General features: G+C 49.2%; 18 protein-coding genes and 1 tRNA gene. 13 read left to right on the plus strand and 6 right to left on the minus strand.

Features of this window, described 5'->3' with window-relative positions:
- Positions 1-400 precede the first annotated feature (400 nt).
- From TW77_RS10730 to alr, 10 genes are all read left to right on the plus strand, one after another.
- The gene (locus TW77_RS10730) at positions 401-820 is read left to right on the plus strand and encodes a type IV pilin protein (RefSeq protein ID WP_046004967.1); all 420 of its coding nucleotides are present in this window, start codon (positions 401-403) and stop codon (positions 818-820) included.
- On the plus strand, positions 807-1,268 hold the full coding sequence (locus tag TW77_RS10735) for a pilus assembly FimT family protein (RefSeq protein WP_046004968.1): 462 nt from the start codon (positions 807-809) through the stop codon (positions 1,266-1,268). Before TW77_RS10730 ends, TW77_RS10735 begins: the two co-directional genes overlap by 14 nt.
- Positions 1,259-1,654: a type IV pilus modification PilV family protein gene (locus TW77_RS10740; RefSeq protein WP_046004969.1), complete on the plus strand. Its 396-nt coding sequence runs from the start codon at positions 1,259-1,261 to the stop codon at positions 1,652-1,654. The genes TW77_RS10735 and TW77_RS10740 overlap by 10 nt, the downstream gene beginning before the upstream one ends.
- Positions 1,651-2,175 carry a PilW family protein gene (locus tag TW77_RS10745; RefSeq protein WP_082078902.1) on the plus strand — a complete coding sequence of 175 codons (525 nt, stop codon included), beginning with the start codon at positions 1,651-1,653 and terminating at the stop codon, positions 2,173-2,175. The genes TW77_RS10740 and TW77_RS10745 overlap by 4 nt, the downstream gene beginning before the upstream one ends.
- A gap of 4 nt (positions 2,176-2,179) precedes the next feature.
- Positions 2,180-3,922, plus strand: coding sequence for a DUF7305 domain-containing protein (locus tag TW77_RS10750; protein ID WP_082078903.1), 1,743 nt, complete (start codon positions 2,180-2,182; stop codon positions 3,920-3,922).
- 154 nt (positions 3,923-4,076) lie between these two features.
- Positions 4,077-4,628 carry an RNA polymerase sigma factor gene (locus tag TW77_RS10755; RefSeq protein ID WP_046004970.1) on the plus strand — a complete coding sequence of 184 codons (552 nt, stop codon included), beginning with the start codon at positions 4,077-4,079 and terminating at the stop codon, positions 4,626-4,628.
- The gene (locus TW77_RS10760; protein ID WP_046004971.1) at positions 4,621-5,106 is read left to right on the plus strand and encodes a hypothetical protein; all 486 of its coding nucleotides are present in this window, start codon (positions 4,621-4,623) and stop codon (positions 5,104-5,106) included. The genes TW77_RS10755 and TW77_RS10760 overlap by 8 nt, the downstream gene beginning before the upstream one ends.
- A 9-nt stretch (positions 5,107-5,115) precedes the next feature.
- On the plus strand, positions 5,116-6,057 hold the full coding sequence (locus TW77_RS10765; RefSeq protein ID WP_046004972.1) for a DUF4097 family beta strand repeat-containing protein: 942 nt from the start codon (positions 5,116-5,118) through the stop codon (positions 6,055-6,057).
- A gap of 119 nt (positions 6,058-6,176) precedes the next feature.
- Positions 6,177-7,556, plus strand: coding sequence for a replicative DNA helicase (dnaB, locus tag TW77_RS10770; RefSeq protein ID WP_046004973.1), 1,380 nt, complete (start codon positions 6,177-6,179; stop codon positions 7,554-7,556).
- Positions 7,557-7,604: 48 nt separating this feature from the next.
- Positions 7,605-8,693, plus strand: a complete 1,089-nt coding sequence (gene alr, locus TW77_RS10775) for an alanine racemase (RefSeq protein WP_046004974.1) — start codon at positions 7,605-7,607, stop codon at positions 8,691-8,693.
- A gap of 7 nt (positions 8,694-8,700) precedes the next feature.
- Here the strand turns inward: alr and TW77_RS10780 are convergent, their stop codons facing one another.
- The 4 genes from TW77_RS10780 to TW77_RS10795 form a co-directional block, all read right to left on the minus strand.
- Complete coding sequence (locus TW77_RS10780) at positions 8,701-9,132, minus strand: secondary thiamine-phosphate synthase enzyme YjbQ (RefSeq protein ID WP_046004975.1); 432 nt, start codon at positions 9,130-9,132, stop codon at positions 8,701-8,703.
- Positions 9,129-9,596, minus strand: coding sequence for a chemotaxis protein CheX (locus TW77_RS10785; RefSeq protein ID WP_046004976.1), 468 nt, complete (start codon positions 9,594-9,596; stop codon positions 9,129-9,131). Before TW77_RS10785 ends, TW77_RS10780 begins: the two co-directional genes overlap by 4 nt.
- 72 nt (positions 9,597-9,668) lie before the next feature.
- Positions 9,669-10,103 (minus strand): transcriptional repressor, encoded by a 435-nt coding sequence (locus TW77_RS10790; RefSeq protein WP_046004977.1) that lies wholly within the window; start codon positions 10,101-10,103, stop codon positions 9,669-9,671.
- A gap of 43 nt (positions 10,104-10,146) precedes the next feature.
- The gene (locus tag TW77_RS10795) at positions 10,147-12,645 is read right to left on the minus strand and encodes an EAL domain-containing protein (RefSeq protein ID WP_046004978.1); all 2,499 of its coding nucleotides are present in this window, start codon (positions 12,643-12,645) and stop codon (positions 10,147-10,149) included.
- A gap of 278 nt (positions 12,646-12,923) precedes the next feature.
- Between TW77_RS10795 and TW77_RS10800 the strand changes: the two genes are divergently transcribed.
- From TW77_RS10800 to TW77_RS10810, 3 genes are all read left to right on the plus strand, one after another.
- Positions 12,924-13,415 (plus strand): YbaK/EbsC family protein, encoded by a 492-nt coding sequence (locus TW77_RS10800; protein WP_046004979.1) that lies wholly within the window; start codon positions 12,924-12,926, stop codon positions 13,413-13,415.
- Between the two features lie 186 nt (positions 13,416-13,601).
- Positions 13,602-16,499 carry a bifunctional diguanylate cyclase/phosphodiesterase gene (locus TW77_RS24245; RefSeq protein WP_052713144.1) on the plus strand — a complete coding sequence of 966 codons (2,898 nt, stop codon included), beginning with the start codon at positions 13,602-13,604 and terminating at the stop codon, positions 16,497-16,499.
- Positions 16,486-17,130, plus strand: a complete 645-nt coding sequence (locus tag TW77_RS10810) for a biliverdin-producing heme oxygenase (RefSeq protein WP_046004980.1) — start codon at positions 16,486-16,488, stop codon at positions 17,128-17,130. The genes TW77_RS24245 and TW77_RS10810 overlap by 14 nt, the downstream gene beginning before the upstream one ends.
- Here the strand turns inward: TW77_RS10810 and TW77_RS10815 are convergent.
- Positions 17,127-17,702, minus strand: a complete 576-nt coding sequence (locus TW77_RS10815) for a hypothetical protein (protein ID WP_046004981.1) — start codon at positions 17,700-17,702, stop codon at positions 17,127-17,129. The genes TW77_RS10810 and TW77_RS10815 overlap by 4 nt on opposite strands.
- Positions 17,703-17,852: 150 nt before the next feature.
- Positions 17,853-17,929, minus strand: a tRNA-Ile gene (locus tag TW77_RS10820).
- Positions 17,930-17,931: the final 2 nt, after the last annotated feature.

Consider the following 17,931-nt stretch of genomic DNA (forward strand, 5'->3'; position numbering starts at 1 on the left):
CACCAACCGCGCGCATCTGTGCGCGGTTGTATTCCCAATTCTGAAAGACAATAACAACTCCAATTTTCAGTGTGTGGATCTGATGATTATCGGGATCATCATGGAAGATTTACAACACAAGTCGGAAAATTAATCCAAATCAAAACAACGGCGCTCGTAAACGGCTTATAGTCATTACGGGAACAAGTGACGCTGATATTTAATGGTCTGACCTCATGGTCATTTTAGGTCAATTCGCCTGGCTGTTATCTCGTGTAAGCGCGTTCCTGTTTTAGCTAATTATATTCTGTGATAGTTTAGTCAACTGTTTTTATTACAGGCACTTTTTTTTATTGGTTAAATGTCATACAGTCTTATTAGAGATTGATGACAGCGTTATCATTTAGGTGGGAAACCCAATATGCTAAAAACCTCCAACATGCGTGGATTCACTTTAATTGAGCTGCTGATCGCCATTGCGATCGTCGCTATTCTGGCCAGTGTGGCATTGCCAAACTATGGTGAGTATGTGCGTGAAAGCAGACGCCTGGATGCACAGCATTTAATGCTGCAAACCAGCGCCACGTTGGAGCGCATTTATTCCCGCAATGGTGGTTATCCCAATGATGAGACGTTTCAGGGTCTGCCCGCCTCAGAATACTACACATTCAGCTACGAAGCGCGTAACAAGCCACAAAGTGCGAACGGTGATTTTCGCAATATGGGCTATATTTTAAGAGCGACACCTGTGCTCAACGGCAGTCAAAGCAGAGACGTGTGTGGGGTGCTAACCCTGGACCACCTTGGCAATCAGGGAGGTAACTTAAATGACTGTTGGTAAGCATACACAGCGTGGCGTAACGCTGATTGAACTGCTGGTTGTATTGGCCATCATCGCCATTCTAGCTATGGTGGCAGCCCCTTCTTTGATAGGCCAGATTAAACAGGACCGGGTGAATACCACAGCAAACCAGTTGAGTAGTTTCTATCGTTTTGCGCGCAGTGAAGCGGTCAAACGCGAAGTGCCGGTTAAGCTGGCGCTGGAGAACAATGACTGGGTCATGAAAGTGGTTGAGCAAGGTCAGGAAGTTACGCTAAAGCGTTTCACGGTGGACCATAATCAGGTTGCGGTTAACCTGGTCGACAGAACGCTGCGCTCAAGCGGTGAGCTGAATGCGTTCAGTAACATATTGATCTCAGATAACGATGCGGCAACGGATGACGTGCGTTTGTGTATTTTACACAGTGGGCAAAGTTGGTTGGGTAAGGCGACAGACAATTGCGCGTAGTTACAGGGTTTTCATTGCTGGAAGTTATGGTGTCTATGGTCATCGCAGCCATAGCCCTGCTCGGGCTTGCAGCAGCGCAGATCAAGGCCATGCAGTTTGCGCAAAACAGCTTTAACTACACCATAGCACTGATCCACGGGCAGAACGCGATTGAGCGCATCTGGCCTGATATCTGTCACTATCAGAGTGTGAATAGCAGCCTGAATCCCGGTCTTAATCCGACCGCCGCCTGGTTATACCCCAATGATCCACGCTTTACGCTGACGCTGCCCAACACTTTTAGCCTGGACATGAGCCTGACCGTGAGCTGGCACGATGAGCGCATGACAGACACCGGCGTGGACCAAATCTCGCTTCATGCCAGCTTTGTGAATGCCTGCTTATGAATCGCATGATGAATGGTCGCGGATTTACCCTGCTGGAGCTGCTGATTGCACTGTCGATTGGCCTGTTCATGCTTGGCGGGATTGCCGTGGCCTATTCGACCATTCGCAGCACCATTGCGATAAACCAGGAGCTGGCACAAGCGCAGGAAGTGATCCGCTATACCAGCCAACTGATGACCCGCAGTATTAAGCAAACAGCGTCTACACCTCAGGTTATGCAGGGCGGTGAGGCATTAGAAGTCAGCCAGGTTGCCAATACACCGGCCTGCGATGGCAGCGTGCCGGTGGTGGATTACACCGAAACCTTTTCGTTGCTAGATGGCTACTTATTATGTGATGTCAGCTCAGATAACTTACCTGCCCAGCGCTTATTACGAGGGGTCAATGGACTGAGCTTTTCGGTCGATGGCCTGATCACGTCCATTACCGTGACGCCCGTAGGCGTGCCCGCACAGTATGCTGCGGGGATCCAGATAGACGTGGCTGCGAGCCAGCAAGTACTCGCGACGGCCAATTGGTGACACTATGAAGATGCAGAGTATACGACAACGCGGATTTACCCTGATTAAAGTCATGCTACTGAGTTCAGTGGCCAGTGTGGTGGTGTTTGCTGCATTCAAAGATACCCTGGTGCAGGAGCGCCTCAGTGGTAACTACCAAAAAGACCTGAATGCGCGATTACTGGCGGAAAAGGGCGTGATTGAGCGCGGTCAGGCACTTAAGGCGGCACTTACCAATAACCCAAACCTGACACTGGAGCAGGCGGTGCAGCAGATTGGGGCAGGTCTGGGCAGCGGTGAACTGGATGGTACGAGCTTTGACGCTCAGCTATCAGTCAACGGTGATGAAGTAGCGATTGCCAGCCTGGGACAGCGTTATGATGATCAGGCCCAGGCGCGCATGATCTCTTACTTTAAATACACGCCTCCCGAGCGCAGCTCAGTATTTCAAAATGCGGTCACCGGATGTAAAGGGGTGAATCTGGCTGGCAGTGGCCTGGTCGATAGTTATGATTCTACCCAGGGCAGTTACGAAGAGACCCGCACCAGCAACGGCGATGTGAATACGGTGATTGGCGATGCCGATGTGGTGCTAAATGGTCATTCTCCCATTATGGGCGATGTGAAAGCATCTGGGATACTCTACCTGAAGGGCTCCTCGCCCGTCGTTGGGACAGTGCAATCCAATACCGGGATTGATATTTCTGCCGGCAGTGGTGTGCGGGTCGACGGCGATGTCCTCACACAGGGGTTTGTGAAGCACAATGGCGGACAGATCACGGGGATATTACGTGCAAACGGCGATGTCACCATGAAGTGGGGCGCCGAAATTCTTAATCAGAATCGGGCCGAGCTCGACATTATGTATGGTGGCAGCGGGAGTTTCCAGAGCAGTCATGTTCAGGATGGACTGCATTATTCAGCCGATCGCTTCAATGTGAACCCCGAGGTTGAAGCGGTGCGGGTATACGACCCGAGCTCACCGGATTATGACCCCAATGACCCCGATAAAGAGTGCGACCCACTGGCATTACCACTGAATATGTCATCAGTGATCGACAGCAATAACAGCTATGCGGACTTTAGTGTTGGGGCGCAGACCGACTATGTGTTTACGCCGGCTGAAGGGCGTTACATTCGGGGCGGCAGCAGCACCTGGTCTTCCAGTCCCGCAGACATCTACTTGTTCCAGCATTTGACGCAAAATCATGGCCAGGGGAATGGCAGCAGCGAGTATGTGTTTGGCATGAAAAACATGAAGCTGACCAGTGATGGCACCATAACCATAGAAGGCGGCGATGTGATCTGGCTGGTTGACGGCGATCTGAAGATGACGGGCCACACCAGTATCACCATTAAAGCAGGCAGCAGTCTGGCAATTTTTGTCACCGGTAAAGTGGATTTCGGTGCCAGTGCGGTGGTTGTCACAGAGCGAGAAGGGCTGACTGATAGCGGCTTTCCCAGCCTGAGTATTTTCTCCTCCTACTCGGGCCAAAATGGCGTCACAATGCGGGGCGCCAGTTCAATGTATGCGGTTGTATACGCGCCGGTGACCAGTATCGCTATGCGCGGCAGTGGTCAGTTTTATGGCACCATTCGTGGCGCAACCATAGATGCCACGGGTGGCAGCGGCGTGCACTTTGATGAGGCGCTGAAAAACTTTAACCTTGGCAATGGCGGCGTCACCACACCTGCGAAACTGGAGTTTATGGGCTGGCGCTTTGAATCTGGCGAGGACTACCAAGCCCCCGATGAAGAGGAAGAGTAACGCGTCTGTCTGCCCTTAAGAAAAAATTTTCCCGCCCGTTTAAACCTTTCCCTATTTTCCTCGCGTCTTATCCTGCAAACATCACATTATCGGGTTACTTTCTTTATGGCACCTGATATGTCACGATGATGGCTCGGCAACGAGGGAATACTCTATGATAATCAATGCCAAAGAGGCATTTAACCCAGATACGATTGAGCGGTTAGTACAGCGCGCCCAGCAAGGCGAGCAGGCAGCCTTTGAGCAGCTCTATCAGCAGTGTTATCGCAGGGTCTTTGGATTGTGTTTACGTTTACTTGCCGATCAGGCCCATGCGGAAGATGCGACGCAGGAAGTGTTTGTTCAGCTTTGGCATAAAATTGCCCAGTTTCAGGGGCAGTCAAAGTTTACGACCTGGCTTCATAGTGTGACATCCAATGTGGCGATCAGCTATTTACGTAAGCAAAAAAACTGGCTGCAAAAAGTCGTGAGCCTTGAGGACAGTGGCATGGAGCAAGCCGAGATAATGCAATGTCAGTCACTCAATGGACTCGATAAGCTGATCTTACGTTTGCCAGAGCGTGCACGTCTGGTGTTTGTCCTGCATGCGGTAGAAGGGTATCGCCATGAAGAAGTGGCGGGTATGTTGAATATGGCGGTGGGCTCAAGTAAGTCACAGTTTCACCGAGCCAGGAAATTGTTACAGGAGTGGTACGACAATGAGTAAACCAACATTCGAGCAGTTTCTGAAACAACAGCTGCCGCGACAACAAGATCAGGATCAATTACCCGAGCCGCAAAGAGACTTATGGCAGGGCATTGAGAACGCCATCAATATGCCAGACCCGGCGTCGCGTGCTCGCAGTCCCTGGATAAAGCTGGCGGGCGTCGCTGCCTGTGTGTCGGCTGGATTGCTCAGTTGGCAGGTGATTATGACCCAGCCTAAACAAGACACAATGGCACATATGAGCGCTTTTTTTGAGCAGGAAAAACAGACGCTGCTGGTTAAGTACGAAGCACAACCTGCACTGACCAAAGACTGGCAGGGACCATTACAGGAATTAGAAGAAGCAGAGCAGGCCATTAAACTGGCACTGATGAAGGACCCGGACAATGCTGCTTTGCTTAAAATGCTGGCACAGGTTTACCAGCAGCAGTTAGATTTAATCACTAAGGTACATCAGCCCCAGTGGCAACAGATTTAGGAGAAAAGCATGAAAGCAATCATAGTAGGACTGGCCGCGCTGCCGCTGTTTGCCCTGGCAGGTGACAAAATTGATGAACAGATCGAGGTGCCACTGGATGGCAAAGTGGTCATCGAAAACCAGCGAGGCAAGGTCACCATTAAATCATGGGATAAGCCAAGCTTTAAGGTCAGCGGGGAGCTCGATGAGCTGGCCGAAGGGTATACGCTTGAAACGCAGGGCAATGTGACCGAATTTATTGTCAAAATGCCACGCCGCACCAAGAGCTGGAACAACCAGCGAGATGGCTCAAGGCTGACCATCTACATGCCTAAGCAAAGTGAGCTCGACTTTGAAGGCGTGAGTGTCGATGTGAATGTCAGTGATTTCGCTGCCGGGGTGGCGGTAACCACAGTCAATGGAGACATTGAGGCGAACCAGCTCAGTGGTAAAGTTGAGCTGGAAACCGTGAACGGCGACATTGAAGGCAAAGAGTTATCAGGCAATATTCGCTATGAAACGGTCAATGGTGATATTGAAGACATGGCGTCCAGTGGTAAGCTGCGCTTTAACGCCGTCAATGGCGGTATTGAGAGCATGACACAGGCCAGTGATATTCGGGTTGAAAACGTCAATGGCGAAGTCGACTTTGATATTGCCAGCCTGAAAGATTTACGTATGAGTACCGTCAATGGCGAAATCAATGTACGTCTCAGGGCGTTAGAGAAAGGGGCCAATGTCCGCTTTGAGTCCGTCAGTGGCGACGTTGACTTTTACTTCCCGGCTGAACTGTCCGCACGCTTTGACATTGATGCCCATGCCGGCGGGCGGATCATCAATGAGCTGTCAGCAGACAAAGAGAAAAAAGCCAAATATGGCCCATCCCGGGAGCTGGAATTTGTCATCAAAGACGGGGATGTGGATGTAGAGATAGACACCGTCAGCGGACGCGTCACTTTAAAGAAACTGTGATGCGGGTCGGGGCGCTGCATATGCGCGCCCCGGAGAAGGCATTCAGCTCATAATCAAGATTCATTTCCACCCCAATTGCGTATACAATAACAGGTCCGTCCCTTAGTGTTTGTAGTGATATGGCGAAACCTGATCAACAAGTCGATACCCTGAAAGTTCCCCCCCATTCCATCGAGGCTGAGCAGTCAGTGCTTGGCGGACTCATGCTTGATAATCAGGCGTTTGACAGAGTGGCAGAGCTGGTCGTCGCGCAGGATTTTTATACCCGCACTCATAAGCTGATATTTGAGGCAATGACCAAACTGGTCGAGGCCAGTCAGCCGATTGACCTTATCACTATTTCGGAAAATCTGGAGAAGAACAACCAGCTGGACACCGTAGGTGGCTTTGCTTATCTGGCTGAGATTGCGAAAAATACCCCCAGTGCAGCGAACATAGACGCTTATGCCAGCATTGTCCGCGAACGTGCGGTGGTCCGTGAGATGATCACGGTCGCCAATGAAATCGCCGAGGCGGGTTTTAACCCGGAAGGACGAGACAGCCACGAATTACTGGATCTGGCGGAAAGTAAGGTGTTCAAAATCGCTGAGCAGCGCACCAAGAGCACCGAAGGTCCGCAGAGCATTCACAGCATTCTCGAAAAAACCGTCGATAAAATCGAAGAGCTTTACCAGTCGCCGCAGGACGGGGTGACCGGGGTGAGCACGGGCTATTCCGACCTTGACCAGATGACCGCAGGCCTGCAACCGTCAGATCTAATCATCGTCGCGGCACGTCCGTCGATGGGTAAAACCACCTTTGCGATGAACCTGGCCGAGCATGCGGCGATGACACAAGACAAGCCGGTGCTTATCTACTCACTGGAGATGCCCTCGGAGCAGATCATGATGAGGATGCTGGCCTCACTGGGCCGGATCAACCAGACCAAAGTACGGACCGGTCAATTGGACGATGACGACTGGGCACGTTTGTCTTCAACCATGGGCCTGTTGATGGAAAAGGGCCAAATGTACATCGATGATGCCTCGGGTCTGACACCGACCGACGTGCGCTCAAGAGCGCGGCGGATTGCGCGGGATCACGGCGGGATCAGCATGATCATGGTGGATTATTTGCAGCTGATGCGAGTGCCCAGTTTATCGGACAACCGAACCCTAGAAATCGCCGAGATATCTCGTTCACTTAAGGCGCTGGCAAAAGAACTGCAGTGTCCGGTGATAGCCCTGTCGCAGCTAAACCGTACACTGGAACAACGGGCGGACAAGCGCCCGGTTAACTCGGACTTACGTGAATCGGGGTCTATCGAGCAGGATGCCGACTTAATCATGTTTATCTACCGGGATGAAGTGTATAACGACGACAGCCCGGATAAAGGCGTTGCAGAAATTATTATCGGTAAACAGCGTAATGGTCCAATTGGTAAGGTTAGGTTAACCTTCCAGGGGCAATTCTCTCGGTTCGACAATTATGCCGGTCCTGCTGTGGATGACGAATACTAAGGTATTCGTCCTTTGTGACTGACTCGGCAGCCTGAATTAGGAGTAAGTATGCGCCTGGCAACCGCCGAAATTAACCTCACGGCATTAAGTTATAATTTAAGACGGATCAAGGCATTGGCACCTGGTGCTCGGGTAATGGCCGTGCTCAAGGCCAATGCCTATGGTCATGGTCTGGTCAAGATTGCGCAGCACCTTAATGATGCAGACGCCTTTGCGGTTGCTCGTATTGATGAAGCGCTGGCACTGCGCGCCGGTGGCCTCACTAAGCCCATCGTGTTGCTCGAAGGTTTTTTTGACCGCGCAGACTTGCCGATTCTCATCGCCAACAACTTTGAAACCATCATTCACGATGAAAACCAGCTGCGGGCCATCGAAACCAGTCAGCTCGATGCTCGTTTGTCTGTGTGGCTAAAGGTTGATACAGGCATGCACAGACTGGGGATTGAGCCAGAACAGTTTGAGGCTTTTTATCAGCGCCTTAAAGGCTGTGACAATGTCGACCCTAAAATTAAGTTGATGACCCATTTTTCCTGTGCCGATGATACTAACAGCCCCCAAACACGCCAGCAAATGGAGACGTTTGAGCGCCTGGTAGCGGATAAACCCGAAGCCAGATGCCTGGCCAATTCGGCAGGTGTGCTTGGTTGGCCGCAGTCTCATGGCGACTGGATCCGCCCAGGTTTGATGATGTACGGTGTCTCGCCTATGCTCAACCAGGTGGGTCCTGAGCATGGTCTGAAGCCGGTAATGCGGCTGACGACTCGGGTCATCGCCATCAAAACAATCGCAGCAGGCGAGAAAGTGGGGTATGGCGGGCGCTGGCAGAGCCAGCAGAAAACGCAACTGGCAGTTGTGGCCATGGGCTATGGAGATGGGTACCCGCGTAATGCACGCAATGGCACTCCAGTGGTGATCAGAGATAAACGTTATGGCATTGTCGGGGCAGTGTCTATGGATATGATCACGGTTGACATAGGCACTAATCCGGATGGGATTGCAGTGGGCGATCAGGTTGAGATGTGGGGGCCTGCGCTACCTGTGGAAGAGGTGGCTGCCTGTGCAGGCACCATTCCTTACGAATTACTTTGTAACGTGACACCCAGAGTCAGTTACGAGTACCTTGCGCTATCGGACTAGTCGCGGTTCACTCCAACAATTGACCATGCAAGGTTGCAACGATAGAGCGACTTCCCGCATGGTCTCTGTGTTCGCCAAGGTAGATCCCCTGCCAGGTTCCTAATTGCAGGCGGCCCTGACTGACCGGTATGGTGACTTCACAGCCCAGTGTGCTGGATTTGATATGGGCCGGCATGTCGTCGTCACCCTCATAATCATGCCGATAATAACTTTGCCGCTCCGGCACAAAATGATTAAAGTGACTTTCCATATCCATACGCACGGTTGGGTCGGCGTTTTCATTGAGGGTGAGGCTGGCCGAAGTATGCTGAATAAATAAATGCAGCAAACCCACTTTGTAGTAACTTAGCTGGGGCAGCTGAGTCAGCACTTCGTCATCAATCAAATGAAAGCCGCGTTGACGCGGCCTGAGTGTGATATGGGTTTGATGCCAGCTCATAGCTTGTCGAAGCTCACCTCTATGTTGGCGTTCCCGTCGGCTGATGTGAAGGGCATGATGATTTTAGGGCCGTCACACTTATGAGTGATTGTATGGCCTGGGCCAGAAACCACTATGGGTGTAGCCATATCAAACTCATAGCCTTTTTCGCCCAGCAAGTTCTTTGCACCACCTGTGACCATGTTAGTGATTTCACCAACCATGTCAGTGACTTCTTCATTGATTTTGTCGGGGCGTTCACCCAGCATTCTTTCCATAATGGTCAGTGCGAGGCCTTCATCAAAACTGATAGAAAAGGAGCCTTTGGTCTGCGGGCCGACCATGCCAATCAACCCGGACACATCACCACATGCCACCTCATCTTTTTTAATCTTTGGCTTGCCTGGCGTTAATTCGGTTTGTGCCATGGTGGCCAGTACATTCATCAGAGACGATAAAAAAGGGTTGATGAATTCTACATTCATATGATTCTTCCCTAGGTTCCTACGTTGTAACGGACGCTGGTTTAAGTGTAGTGGGCTTTTTACTATGCTGCACTACTCATTGCATTTTCCACACCGCCCGTGTGCTTCAATCGTTTGTGCTTTAACAAGAAAGCCATGCTCTGCAGCCAGGTTATTCAGTTCATGTGAAATGGCATTGGAATGTAGCTCTTGTACGTGACCACAGGAGTCACAGATCAAAAGTTGCACAGGGTGAATACAGTCGAAGTGATGGCACAGCATAAATGCATTTGTGCTTTCAATCTTATGAATAAACCCGAGCTCTGAGAGAAAATCCAGTGCGCGGTACACGGTTGCAGGCTTTGCGCTGGACTCGGTCAGTTTGAGCTCTTCTAACAGATCATAGGCGCCTACACCACCTTGTTTGGCAGCGAGTAAGCGAAATACTTTCTCTCGGATAGGGGTAAAACGGGCACCCCGGTTGTCACAAACTTGCTTAGCTTTACTTACCAGTTGTTCTATATTCATGTTCTAAATCCTTACACTGCCATGCAATACTAACATATTCTTTTTAATAGTCTTGTATCGACAGGGATTTATTCATTATATTCTCCGCACGAGAAAAGTTGTGTTCAAGCCAATCCTGAAATGCGGCTTGAGGCATAGGCTGGCCTATCAGGTAACCCTGTCCGATATTACAGTTAAACTCCACCAGTCGATTGAGCTGCTCGTGGTCTTCTATGCCTTCGGCGATCACTTTGAGCCCCATGCCGTGTGCCATGGTGATGATGTTTTTGACCAGATAAGCCGACTCACTGCCGGTGTGCATATCCGCAATGAAGCTTTGATCTATTTTGAGTACGTCAAATGGATACTGGCGCAGGTAGTTTAATGACGAATAGCCGGTGCCAAAGTCGTCCATGGAGATCAACACACCCATTTTTTGCAGTGTATCTAAGGTCGCTTTAATGGCGCTGTCACCGCTTAGCAGCAGACCTTCGGTGATCTCCAGCTCCAGTGTGCCAGGCTGCAATTCGCAGTTCGCTATCAGGTGCTCGACATGGCTCAGCAGCTGCGGATCATAAAACTGGCGGGGCGACAGGTTAACCGCCAGCCGCAGTGAGGCATTAAAGCGCGCGTGGAACTGCTGTAAGGCCGTTGCTGCAGAGTTCAGTACGAACTTGCCCAAGTCGATAATAAACCCCGTTTGTTCTGCCAGTGGAATAAACTCAGCCGGAGAGATAGGGCCTAATTTTTCACTATGCCAGCGTAGTAAAGCCTCTGCGCCAACTACTTTGCGTGCCTGAAGGTCCAGTTGAGGCTGGTAGTAGACCTCGAATTCGCCGCGCTCAAGTGCACCTTGCATGTTTTCTTCAAGCAGCAAGCGCCGCTGCAGGGTATTACTCATGTTTTCGGTAAACAAACAATAGGTATTGCGTCCCTGTTGTTTGGCATTGTACATGGCTGAGTCGGCCTTTCTTAGCAGGTCGTTGGGAGTGTCGGCGTCTTGTGGGAAAATGGCAATGCCCAGGCTCAGCGAAATATTAAAGGCGCGACCGTCAATGTTAAACGGGGCATGAAAGAGTTTAACCAGTTTTGCTGCAATAGGGTGGATATCGGCGCTGGTTTTCAAATCGCCCAACAGTATGATGAACTCATCGCCACCGAGGCGTGCAACAGTATCTTTCTCCCGCAATGCCGATTGCAGTCGCTGTGCTGAATGCACCAGGACTTTATCGCCCACTTCATGGCCCATCGAGTCATTCACTTTTTTAAAGTCATCCAGATCGATAAACCCAACACCGACCAGAGACTTGTCTCGCTTGGCATCGTGGATCAGCTGCTGGAGGCGGTCGAGCACCAAAAAGCGATTGGGCAAGTCTGTGAGCGTGTCGTAAAAAGCATGATGCAGTATGATTTCTTCCTGACGTTTTTTGTCTGTGATGTTGCGTACAGCAATGACCAAAGCATCGGAGTCGGGCAGGGCACTGAGCCGGGCTTCAAAGTGGCGTTTACCGTTCTCAAACGGTAATGAGTACTCCAGTTGTGTCAATTGTCCCGGTTTCTCAAGGCTCTGGATCGCACGAGTAAAGTGACGCGAGGTGGGGGCTGGCAAAAACTCCTCGATTTTACGTCCCAAAAACTGGGCTTCAGGGACGTATAAATCATCGGTCTGTCCACAGTGATACTCTAAAATGGTGCCTTCTTTATCTATGATAAAAAACAAGTCTGGCAGGGCCGAGAAGATGCCCTCCAGGATGGCTGTTTTACGCCTGGCTTCGGTCTCTGCTTGCTGTGTTTTTTGCCAGCCTGTTTGCAGGCTGTTGGCCATCTCATTGAGGTTTTCAGCCAGGTGTTTAAACTCTCCCGCCCCTCTAATTTCAAGCGTTTTACTGAAATCAAAGCGGCTCAGCCGCTCACTGAGTTCAACCAGTAGTGATACCGGGCGATGAATAAACCATCGGGTGAAATACACCACAAACACAGTCAACAAGGCCGCAATCGCCAGAATAGATAAGGTTTTCACCCGTGTGTATTCCAGCAGTTGTTGTGCCTGAGTGGCAATAGAATACTCGGCATAGATGAGCGCAGGCAGTGGCGTGTCTGCGGGCACTGCACCTTGTTGCTCATAAGTACTGTAGGCCTGGTACAAATGTTTGTGTTGAATATACTCCACCACCAGGTAAGGAGGACTGAGCTGTTGGGTAAAGATCTCAGGCTTGAGTTTTAAAGGCGTGTCCGCGTAGTGTTGGCCCTCAAAGTCTGTTGTACTGCTATACAGCACCATGCCTTGCATATCAATGAGGGCCAGTTGCGCATATTGCTGACCTTGCTGGTAAGCAACCAGGGTGTTGCGTATTTCATCCTGATCGTTATGAGCCAGGTGATACTGCATGGTCAGGTTTAGTGTGGAGAGATCGCGCTTTAGTGTGGCATCTGTGACCGCAAGCAGGCTTTCCTGTTGAGCATTGTAATGAACCTGCACCAAGCCAACCGACAGCAGAGCAGCAAATAAAAAAGCACTGAGTGTAAGCCACAGCTTGAGGTCAATGGAGTACAGTTTGGTCACTCGGCTATCTCTCTTTTAGGTTTCCCATGGCCCTGTGATTGAGCAGTTGACTCTGGCTGTCCTTTATCAAGACTCGGACCCCGCGTAAAAAGCGTTCTATTAATAAGTGTAGTTGAATTGGACTGATTTCTCGTTGTTATCTCGGATTAAGTAGAAAAAGAGGTCGCCTAGTCATATGAAAGAAAATCAACATCCATTCATTCAATGTGTTTGGCCAGATTGAGGTTTTTTGGTTAGGGTAAGAAAGACACTTAGTAAGGCTACAACAAGGAGCAGCTATGACAGGCCAAGAATCAGATAAATTAAGTAAAAGTGCCCAACGGGTTCAGGATGCCATTACCTCTGCGGGGTGTGAATTTGCCGTGGTGGAATTGCCCGGCAGTACCCGCACAGCCGAAGAGTCGGCAAACACAATAGGGTGTGAACTCGGACAAATTGTAAAATCACTGATATTTAAAGGCAAAGAAAGCGGTAAGCCTGTGTTGTTATTGGTCAGTGGCAGCAATCGGGTGAAAGAAAAGAAGGTGGCCAAATATCTGGGAGAGAAGCTGGTAAAAGCCGACGCTGAGTTTACCCGGGAAGTGACCGGATTTGTCATTGGCGGTATTCCTCCTATCGGACACCTTGCCCAGCCTGTCACTTATATTGATGAAGATCTGCTGCAGTACGAGATCTTATGGGCTGCTGCTGGCACACCACATGCTGTATTCTCACTACCCGCAGATAAGCTGGTTGCCCTGACCCAGGGAGAGGTGGTAACTGTTCAGTAAATTGCCACATAGCTGGGCAACTTATGCTGTATGTCAATTGATGCATAGGTTTGCCCTTATGCAAATATAACATAGCTTTACTTGTCCCTTTTCCCTCAATTGCAGCATCAAATATTGTGACCTATAGTCAGTCTAGTGTTGTCATACTAATTTACTGCTTTAATACAGGCGCAAGGGATTCATTGCATGAAACAGTTCACCTACCAAGACACCATCACAAAAGCTCAGGCAAAGCAGTGTGCAGCAGAACAAATACAACATATTGGTAGCATTCAGCCTTATGGCTTTGTGCTGGTAATCGATGCACACAGTGATGCGGTTGTAATGTACTCGGATAACTTGACTGAACTACTGTCAATCGACAGAACAATCGAGGTTTTGGCTACTTCTGTGTGTGATTGGATAGGTGAGACAGACCTTGCGACCATAGTCGCATCACATACTCAGCAACAAATTTGCTTTAAAGGCACAGCACTTATTGATCATCAGCAGTGGGAGTGTATCGCTTCCCGAAACGGTGAGTATATTATTCTGGAGTTTTTTCCCGTCTGTGGTGAAGATGAATCTCTCTATATTCTAAGCAACCTGGACAAAATGATAGCCCATGTCCGAGCCAGCCGAACCGCCGATGAACTAGTTAAAGTGGTGGCGGAGGAGTTTCAGCGCCACACCGAATACGACCGAGTAATGATCTATCGATTTTTACCCGACTTTTCAGGAGAAGTGGTAGCGGAGGCTGTCTCACAAAGAGCACAAAAGCGTTTTTTGGGGATGCGTTTTCCGGCGGAGGATATTCCGAAGCAAGCACGAGAGCTGTATAAGAAGAATGCGTTACGTGTCATGGCCGACGTCGATGCCCAGCCGGTTGACTTAATACCCGCCAAGCTGCCCGATGGCCAGCCGCTGGACCAGAGTTTGAGTGTGCTACGTAACATGTCACCTATGCATGTTGCCTACCTGAAAAATATGGGGGTTAAAGCGAGTTTAAGTATTGGTTTACTTCATGAGGGTGAGTTGTGGGGGTTGATAGCGTGTCATCATAACACCAGTAAACTGCCGCCTAGCCATCTGATATCGCAAACCAAGATTTCGTGCGAACTGTTTGCCGAGATTGCCAGCTCCTATATGAACCCGGCGCTAAATCTGGAAAATATGGAAAAGCGGCTGACACTACAACATGAAATAGACATGACTTTTTTTGAGTCACATGGAGACCGCCTGAGTGATTTTAAACGAGTACTGGAGCGCTTACAGCCAAGTTTAGGCTATGATTTCGTTGGCATATTCGTTGGCGATAATTGCTATATCGCACAAGACAACACGCAGCCGGAGTTACTACTTGAGACTGATCCCTTATTACGCAATTTAAAAGTGCTGGTGGAATCACATCGTCGAGAGTTGTACTGTTCGAGTGCTTTGCTCAAACCCGATCAGCCCGTCAGGCTATCTGAAACATTAAATGTGGCTGGATTATTGGCAATACATACCCAGCTAATGCCTGAGCTTATTGTGTTTTTTGCTGCTAAAGAGCTGGTTAAAAAAGTAAGCTGGGGAGGCAAACCCAATACCGTCTCTATTACCGAGAAAAATGGTGAGCGTCACCTGACCCCCAGGGGATCGTTTGACCTGTGGCAGGAGCAAGTGACGGGAGAGTCAGAGGAGTGGACTCAGCTGGATAAAGATTTATTAAAGCACTTGTATGATAAATTTTTAGAAAAAGCCATTAGCGTCAAAAATGCGCAAGTGAGAGAGGAGCTGTATAACTCAGCTTACCGGGACCCGCTCAGTAAACTCTATAACCGCCGCTATATTGATTTATTTCTTAAGGAAAAATGCCAGTATCAAAGTGGTGTTGAAGCTATGTCTTTGTTGTTTGTCGACTTAGATAACTTCAAACGCGTCAATGACTTTTTGAGTCATGATGCCGGTGATCATCTGATTGTTAAGGTAGCAGAACGATTGTTACGTTGTATTCGCCCTGATGACCTGGTTGTTCGGCTCGGTGGTGATGAATTTATCGTCATCATTGTCCATCGCTTTGCAGATGTTCAGGTCAACAAAGAAATTGCAGTTACGGTGGCCAAAAAAATCAGCCGCGAAGTTGGACAACCCGTCGCCTACAAGGATTATCAGATCCTAACAACCCCCAGTATCGGTATAGTGACTCGGGAAGCTGGGTTATTTGATCTGACAAGTGTTTTGCAATGTGCTGATATTGCGATGTATAAAGCAAAGCAGTCGGGTAAAAACAGCTACTATGTCTTTGATGAAAAGGACAAGCTTGCGGTCGTTGAAGAGGGCAAACTGGAGTCTGACTTACGTGATTGTGTGAATCGCAATTGTATCGGGGTCGTCTTTCAACCGCAGTTTAACCTTGAAGGAGAGCAGCTGGTAGGGTGTGAGGTACTCGCTCGTTGGGAGCACTCCCAGCTCGGTAGTATCAATCCCGAAAAATTCATTGCACTTGCTGAGAAAGTGGGGTTGATCCATCAGCTTGGCTTTCAGATCATTAATAAAGCGTGTGAAACGGCAAAGCGGTGGTTAGCTGTGCTGCCGGCCAATATGCTGCCTTCGATGTCTGTTAATATCAGCGCCACTCAATTATTCGATCCCGGCTTTTGCCGTGAGTTATTGGCAACGGTCAGCCGTCATGGCATAGATCCTGATTTTCTGTGTCTGGAGATCACCGAGTCAATTTTTATAACGGACTTTGACCAGGCAATCCGGCTACTCGGCAATCTTAAAGACAGTGGGTTTCGCTTCTCTCTGGATGATTTTGGTACGGGTTATTCTTCTCTTAGCTACCTGCAAAAGCTGCCCGTAGATGAAGTCAAAATAGATAAGTCTTTTATTCAGTCAATGGCATCGGATACGACCTCTTTAACTATGGTAGAGAGTATCGTCAATTTGTGCAAAAAGTTGGCTCTGGACATCGTTGCCGAAGGCGTAGAGGAGCAAGTAGAAGTGGCACTATTAAAGAGTTTTCATTGCGACATCGCGCAAGGTTATTACTATGCGAGACCTTTGAGCCCTGAGGTATTCTACACCACCTATTTAAGTACAAAACAATATGCATCTTCATGAAGGGTTGAAGCGGGCAACCAAAGACGACCATCGGCGCCTTGAAGCACTGAGTGTGTTCCATCGATATTTTGATAAGTCTCTGAGCAAAGAAGAGCTGGGTGATATTTTGCGCGTGTTATTTTATGTTTATCAAGCGTGGCAGCGACAGTTTGATGAGCATTTTGAAGCGTTAAAACTGCCTTCACTTTGGCGGGTTGACCTCGGCGTCGGTATATTAGAAAGATGCGTTGTCCAGCAGGCAACGCGTACCACCTATATTCCACCTTTACCGCTTTTCAGCGTCGAGTCGTACCTGGGCTGTGCATACGTATTTCAGGGTTCTCGTTTGGGCAATTCCGTTATACACAAAACATTGTCCAGAAATGCACAACTAACAGTCAAACAGACCGAGTACTTTAAACAGATGGTCTTTGAAAACTTTGGCTTAGACTGGTCCGGGTGGATGTCTGCAATGGAAGACTACAGTTGTGAATATGCGTTGGATAACGCGAAGATTTGCCAGGCAGCCAAACAATGTTTTATTACTTTACTTGCTTGTTTTAGAGCGCGAAATGCCATCTATGAACCGGCTTGCTTAGAGGTGCCTGAATGTGATGTCAGGCTGTCTTTCGAACCGCGTATGAATAATTAGCCGGTAAACAGTTGCAGTGTGATCTTTACTTCGTCAGACTCAAATTCGGCAATGCCCTCATAGCCTTCGATATTGTAATTAAAGCTAAAAAAGCGGCGCAGCCACAGATCATCTTTATTTTCTTTTAACACATCGATGGAAATATCCATCAGGCTCTCTGCCACATTCATGCCCACCGCGTAAAGCGGGTTCGCTGCGGCGGCTGCCACAGTGCGGGTCAGCTCACCAAACGCCGTGGTTTTTCGAACCTGGGCCATCAGTTTGGCTGTGCTGCGAATATCACTGTCATCTTCCAGTACGGCAATATGGGCATCAAGAAAACGCGGGATCTGTCCGGCGCGGTTACGATAAATGGTGTAACCCGCAGGACCAAAACTAATGGTGCCGCCCTCGCTGACCGGCATCACGTTTAGCTCCATATTAAATGCATGGTCCGCTACGCCATCACTGACCGCACTGAATACTTTGATCTCAAACTTACTTTCACTGAGTAGCTTGTCGACCAGCCCCATCGATTTTACATGAATTGACATAATACGCAGTTCGACATCGGTAAACATTTGATTAGGCATGATATAAATCCTTTGATATGCAAGGGGATAGAATACTTGGAATAGGGTTAGGGCGCTATGGTTTTTTCTTTCTGGGGTATTCGATTTGACAATAAGTAAGTTGTTTAGTGATAGAGCAGAGGAAATGAAACGTATTTGGAATGAAGAAAATGGTGGCCCCACCTGGACTTGAACCAGGGACCTACCGATTATGAGTCGGGTGCTCTAACCAACTGAGCTATAGGGCCAT

Origin of the sequence: Pseudoalteromonas rubra (genome assembly GCF_000967655.1) — a bacterium.
GTDB lineage: Bacteria > Pseudomonadota > Gammaproteobacteria > Enterobacterales > Alteromonadaceae > Pseudoalteromonas > Pseudoalteromonas rubra_A.

Coding starts and splice junctions, on each gene's coding strand:
- TW77_RS10790 (WP_046004977.1), bottom strand. CDS start 10,103: ATGAATATAGAACAACTGGTAAGTAAAGCTAAGCAAGTTTGTGACAAC.
- TW77_RS10745 (WP_082078902.1), top strand. CDS start 1,651: ATGAATCGCATGATGAATGGTCGCGGATTTACCCTGCTGGAGCTGCTG.
- TW77_RS10735 (WP_046004968.1), top strand. CDS start 807: ATGACTGTTGGTAAGCATACACAGCGTGGCGTAACGCTGATTGAACTG.
- TW77_RS10755 (WP_046004970.1), top strand. CDS start 4,077: ATGATAATCAATGCCAAAGAGGCATTTAACCCAGATACGATTGAGCGG.
- TW77_RS24245 (WP_052713144.1), top strand. CDS start 13,602: ATGAAACAGTTCACCTACCAAGACACCATCACAAAAGCTCAGGCAAAG.
- TW77_RS10810 (WP_046004980.1), top strand. CDS start 16,486: ATGCATCTTCATGAAGGGTTGAAGCGGGCAACCAAAGACGACCATCGG.
- TW77_RS10730 (WP_046004967.1), top strand. CDS start 401: ATGCTAAAAACCTCCAACATGCGTGGATTCACTTTAATTGAGCTGCTG.
- TW77_RS10765 (WP_046004972.1), top strand. CDS start 5,116: ATGAAAGCAATCATAGTAGGACTGGCCGCGCTGCCGCTGTTTGCCCTG.
- TW77_RS10815 (WP_046004981.1), bottom strand. CDS start 17,702: ATGCCTAATCAAATGTTTACCGATGTCGAACTGCGTATTATGTCAATT.
- TW77_RS10780 (WP_046004975.1), bottom strand. CDS start 9,132: ATGAGCTGGCATCAAACCCATATCACACTCAGGCCGCGTCAACGCGGC.
- TW77_RS10785 (WP_046004976.1), bottom strand. CDS start 9,596: ATGAATGTAGAATTCATCAACCCTTTTTTATCGTCTCTGATGAATGTA.
- TW77_RS10800 (WP_046004979.1), top strand. CDS start 12,924: ATGACAGGCCAAGAATCAGATAAATTAAGTAAAAGTGCCCAACGGGTT.
- alr (WP_046004974.1), top strand. CDS start 7,605: ATGCGCCTGGCAACCGCCGAAATTAACCTCACGGCATTAAGTTATAAT.
- dnaB (WP_046004973.1), top strand. CDS start 6,177: ATGGCGAAACCTGATCAACAAGTCGATACCCTGAAAGTTCCCCCCCAT.
- TW77_RS10760 (WP_046004971.1), top strand. CDS start 4,621: ATGAGTAAACCAACATTCGAGCAGTTTCTGAAACAACAGCTGCCGCGA.
- TW77_RS10750 (WP_082078903.1), top strand. CDS start 2,180: ATGAAGATGCAGAGTATACGACAACGCGGATTTACCCTGATTAAAGTC.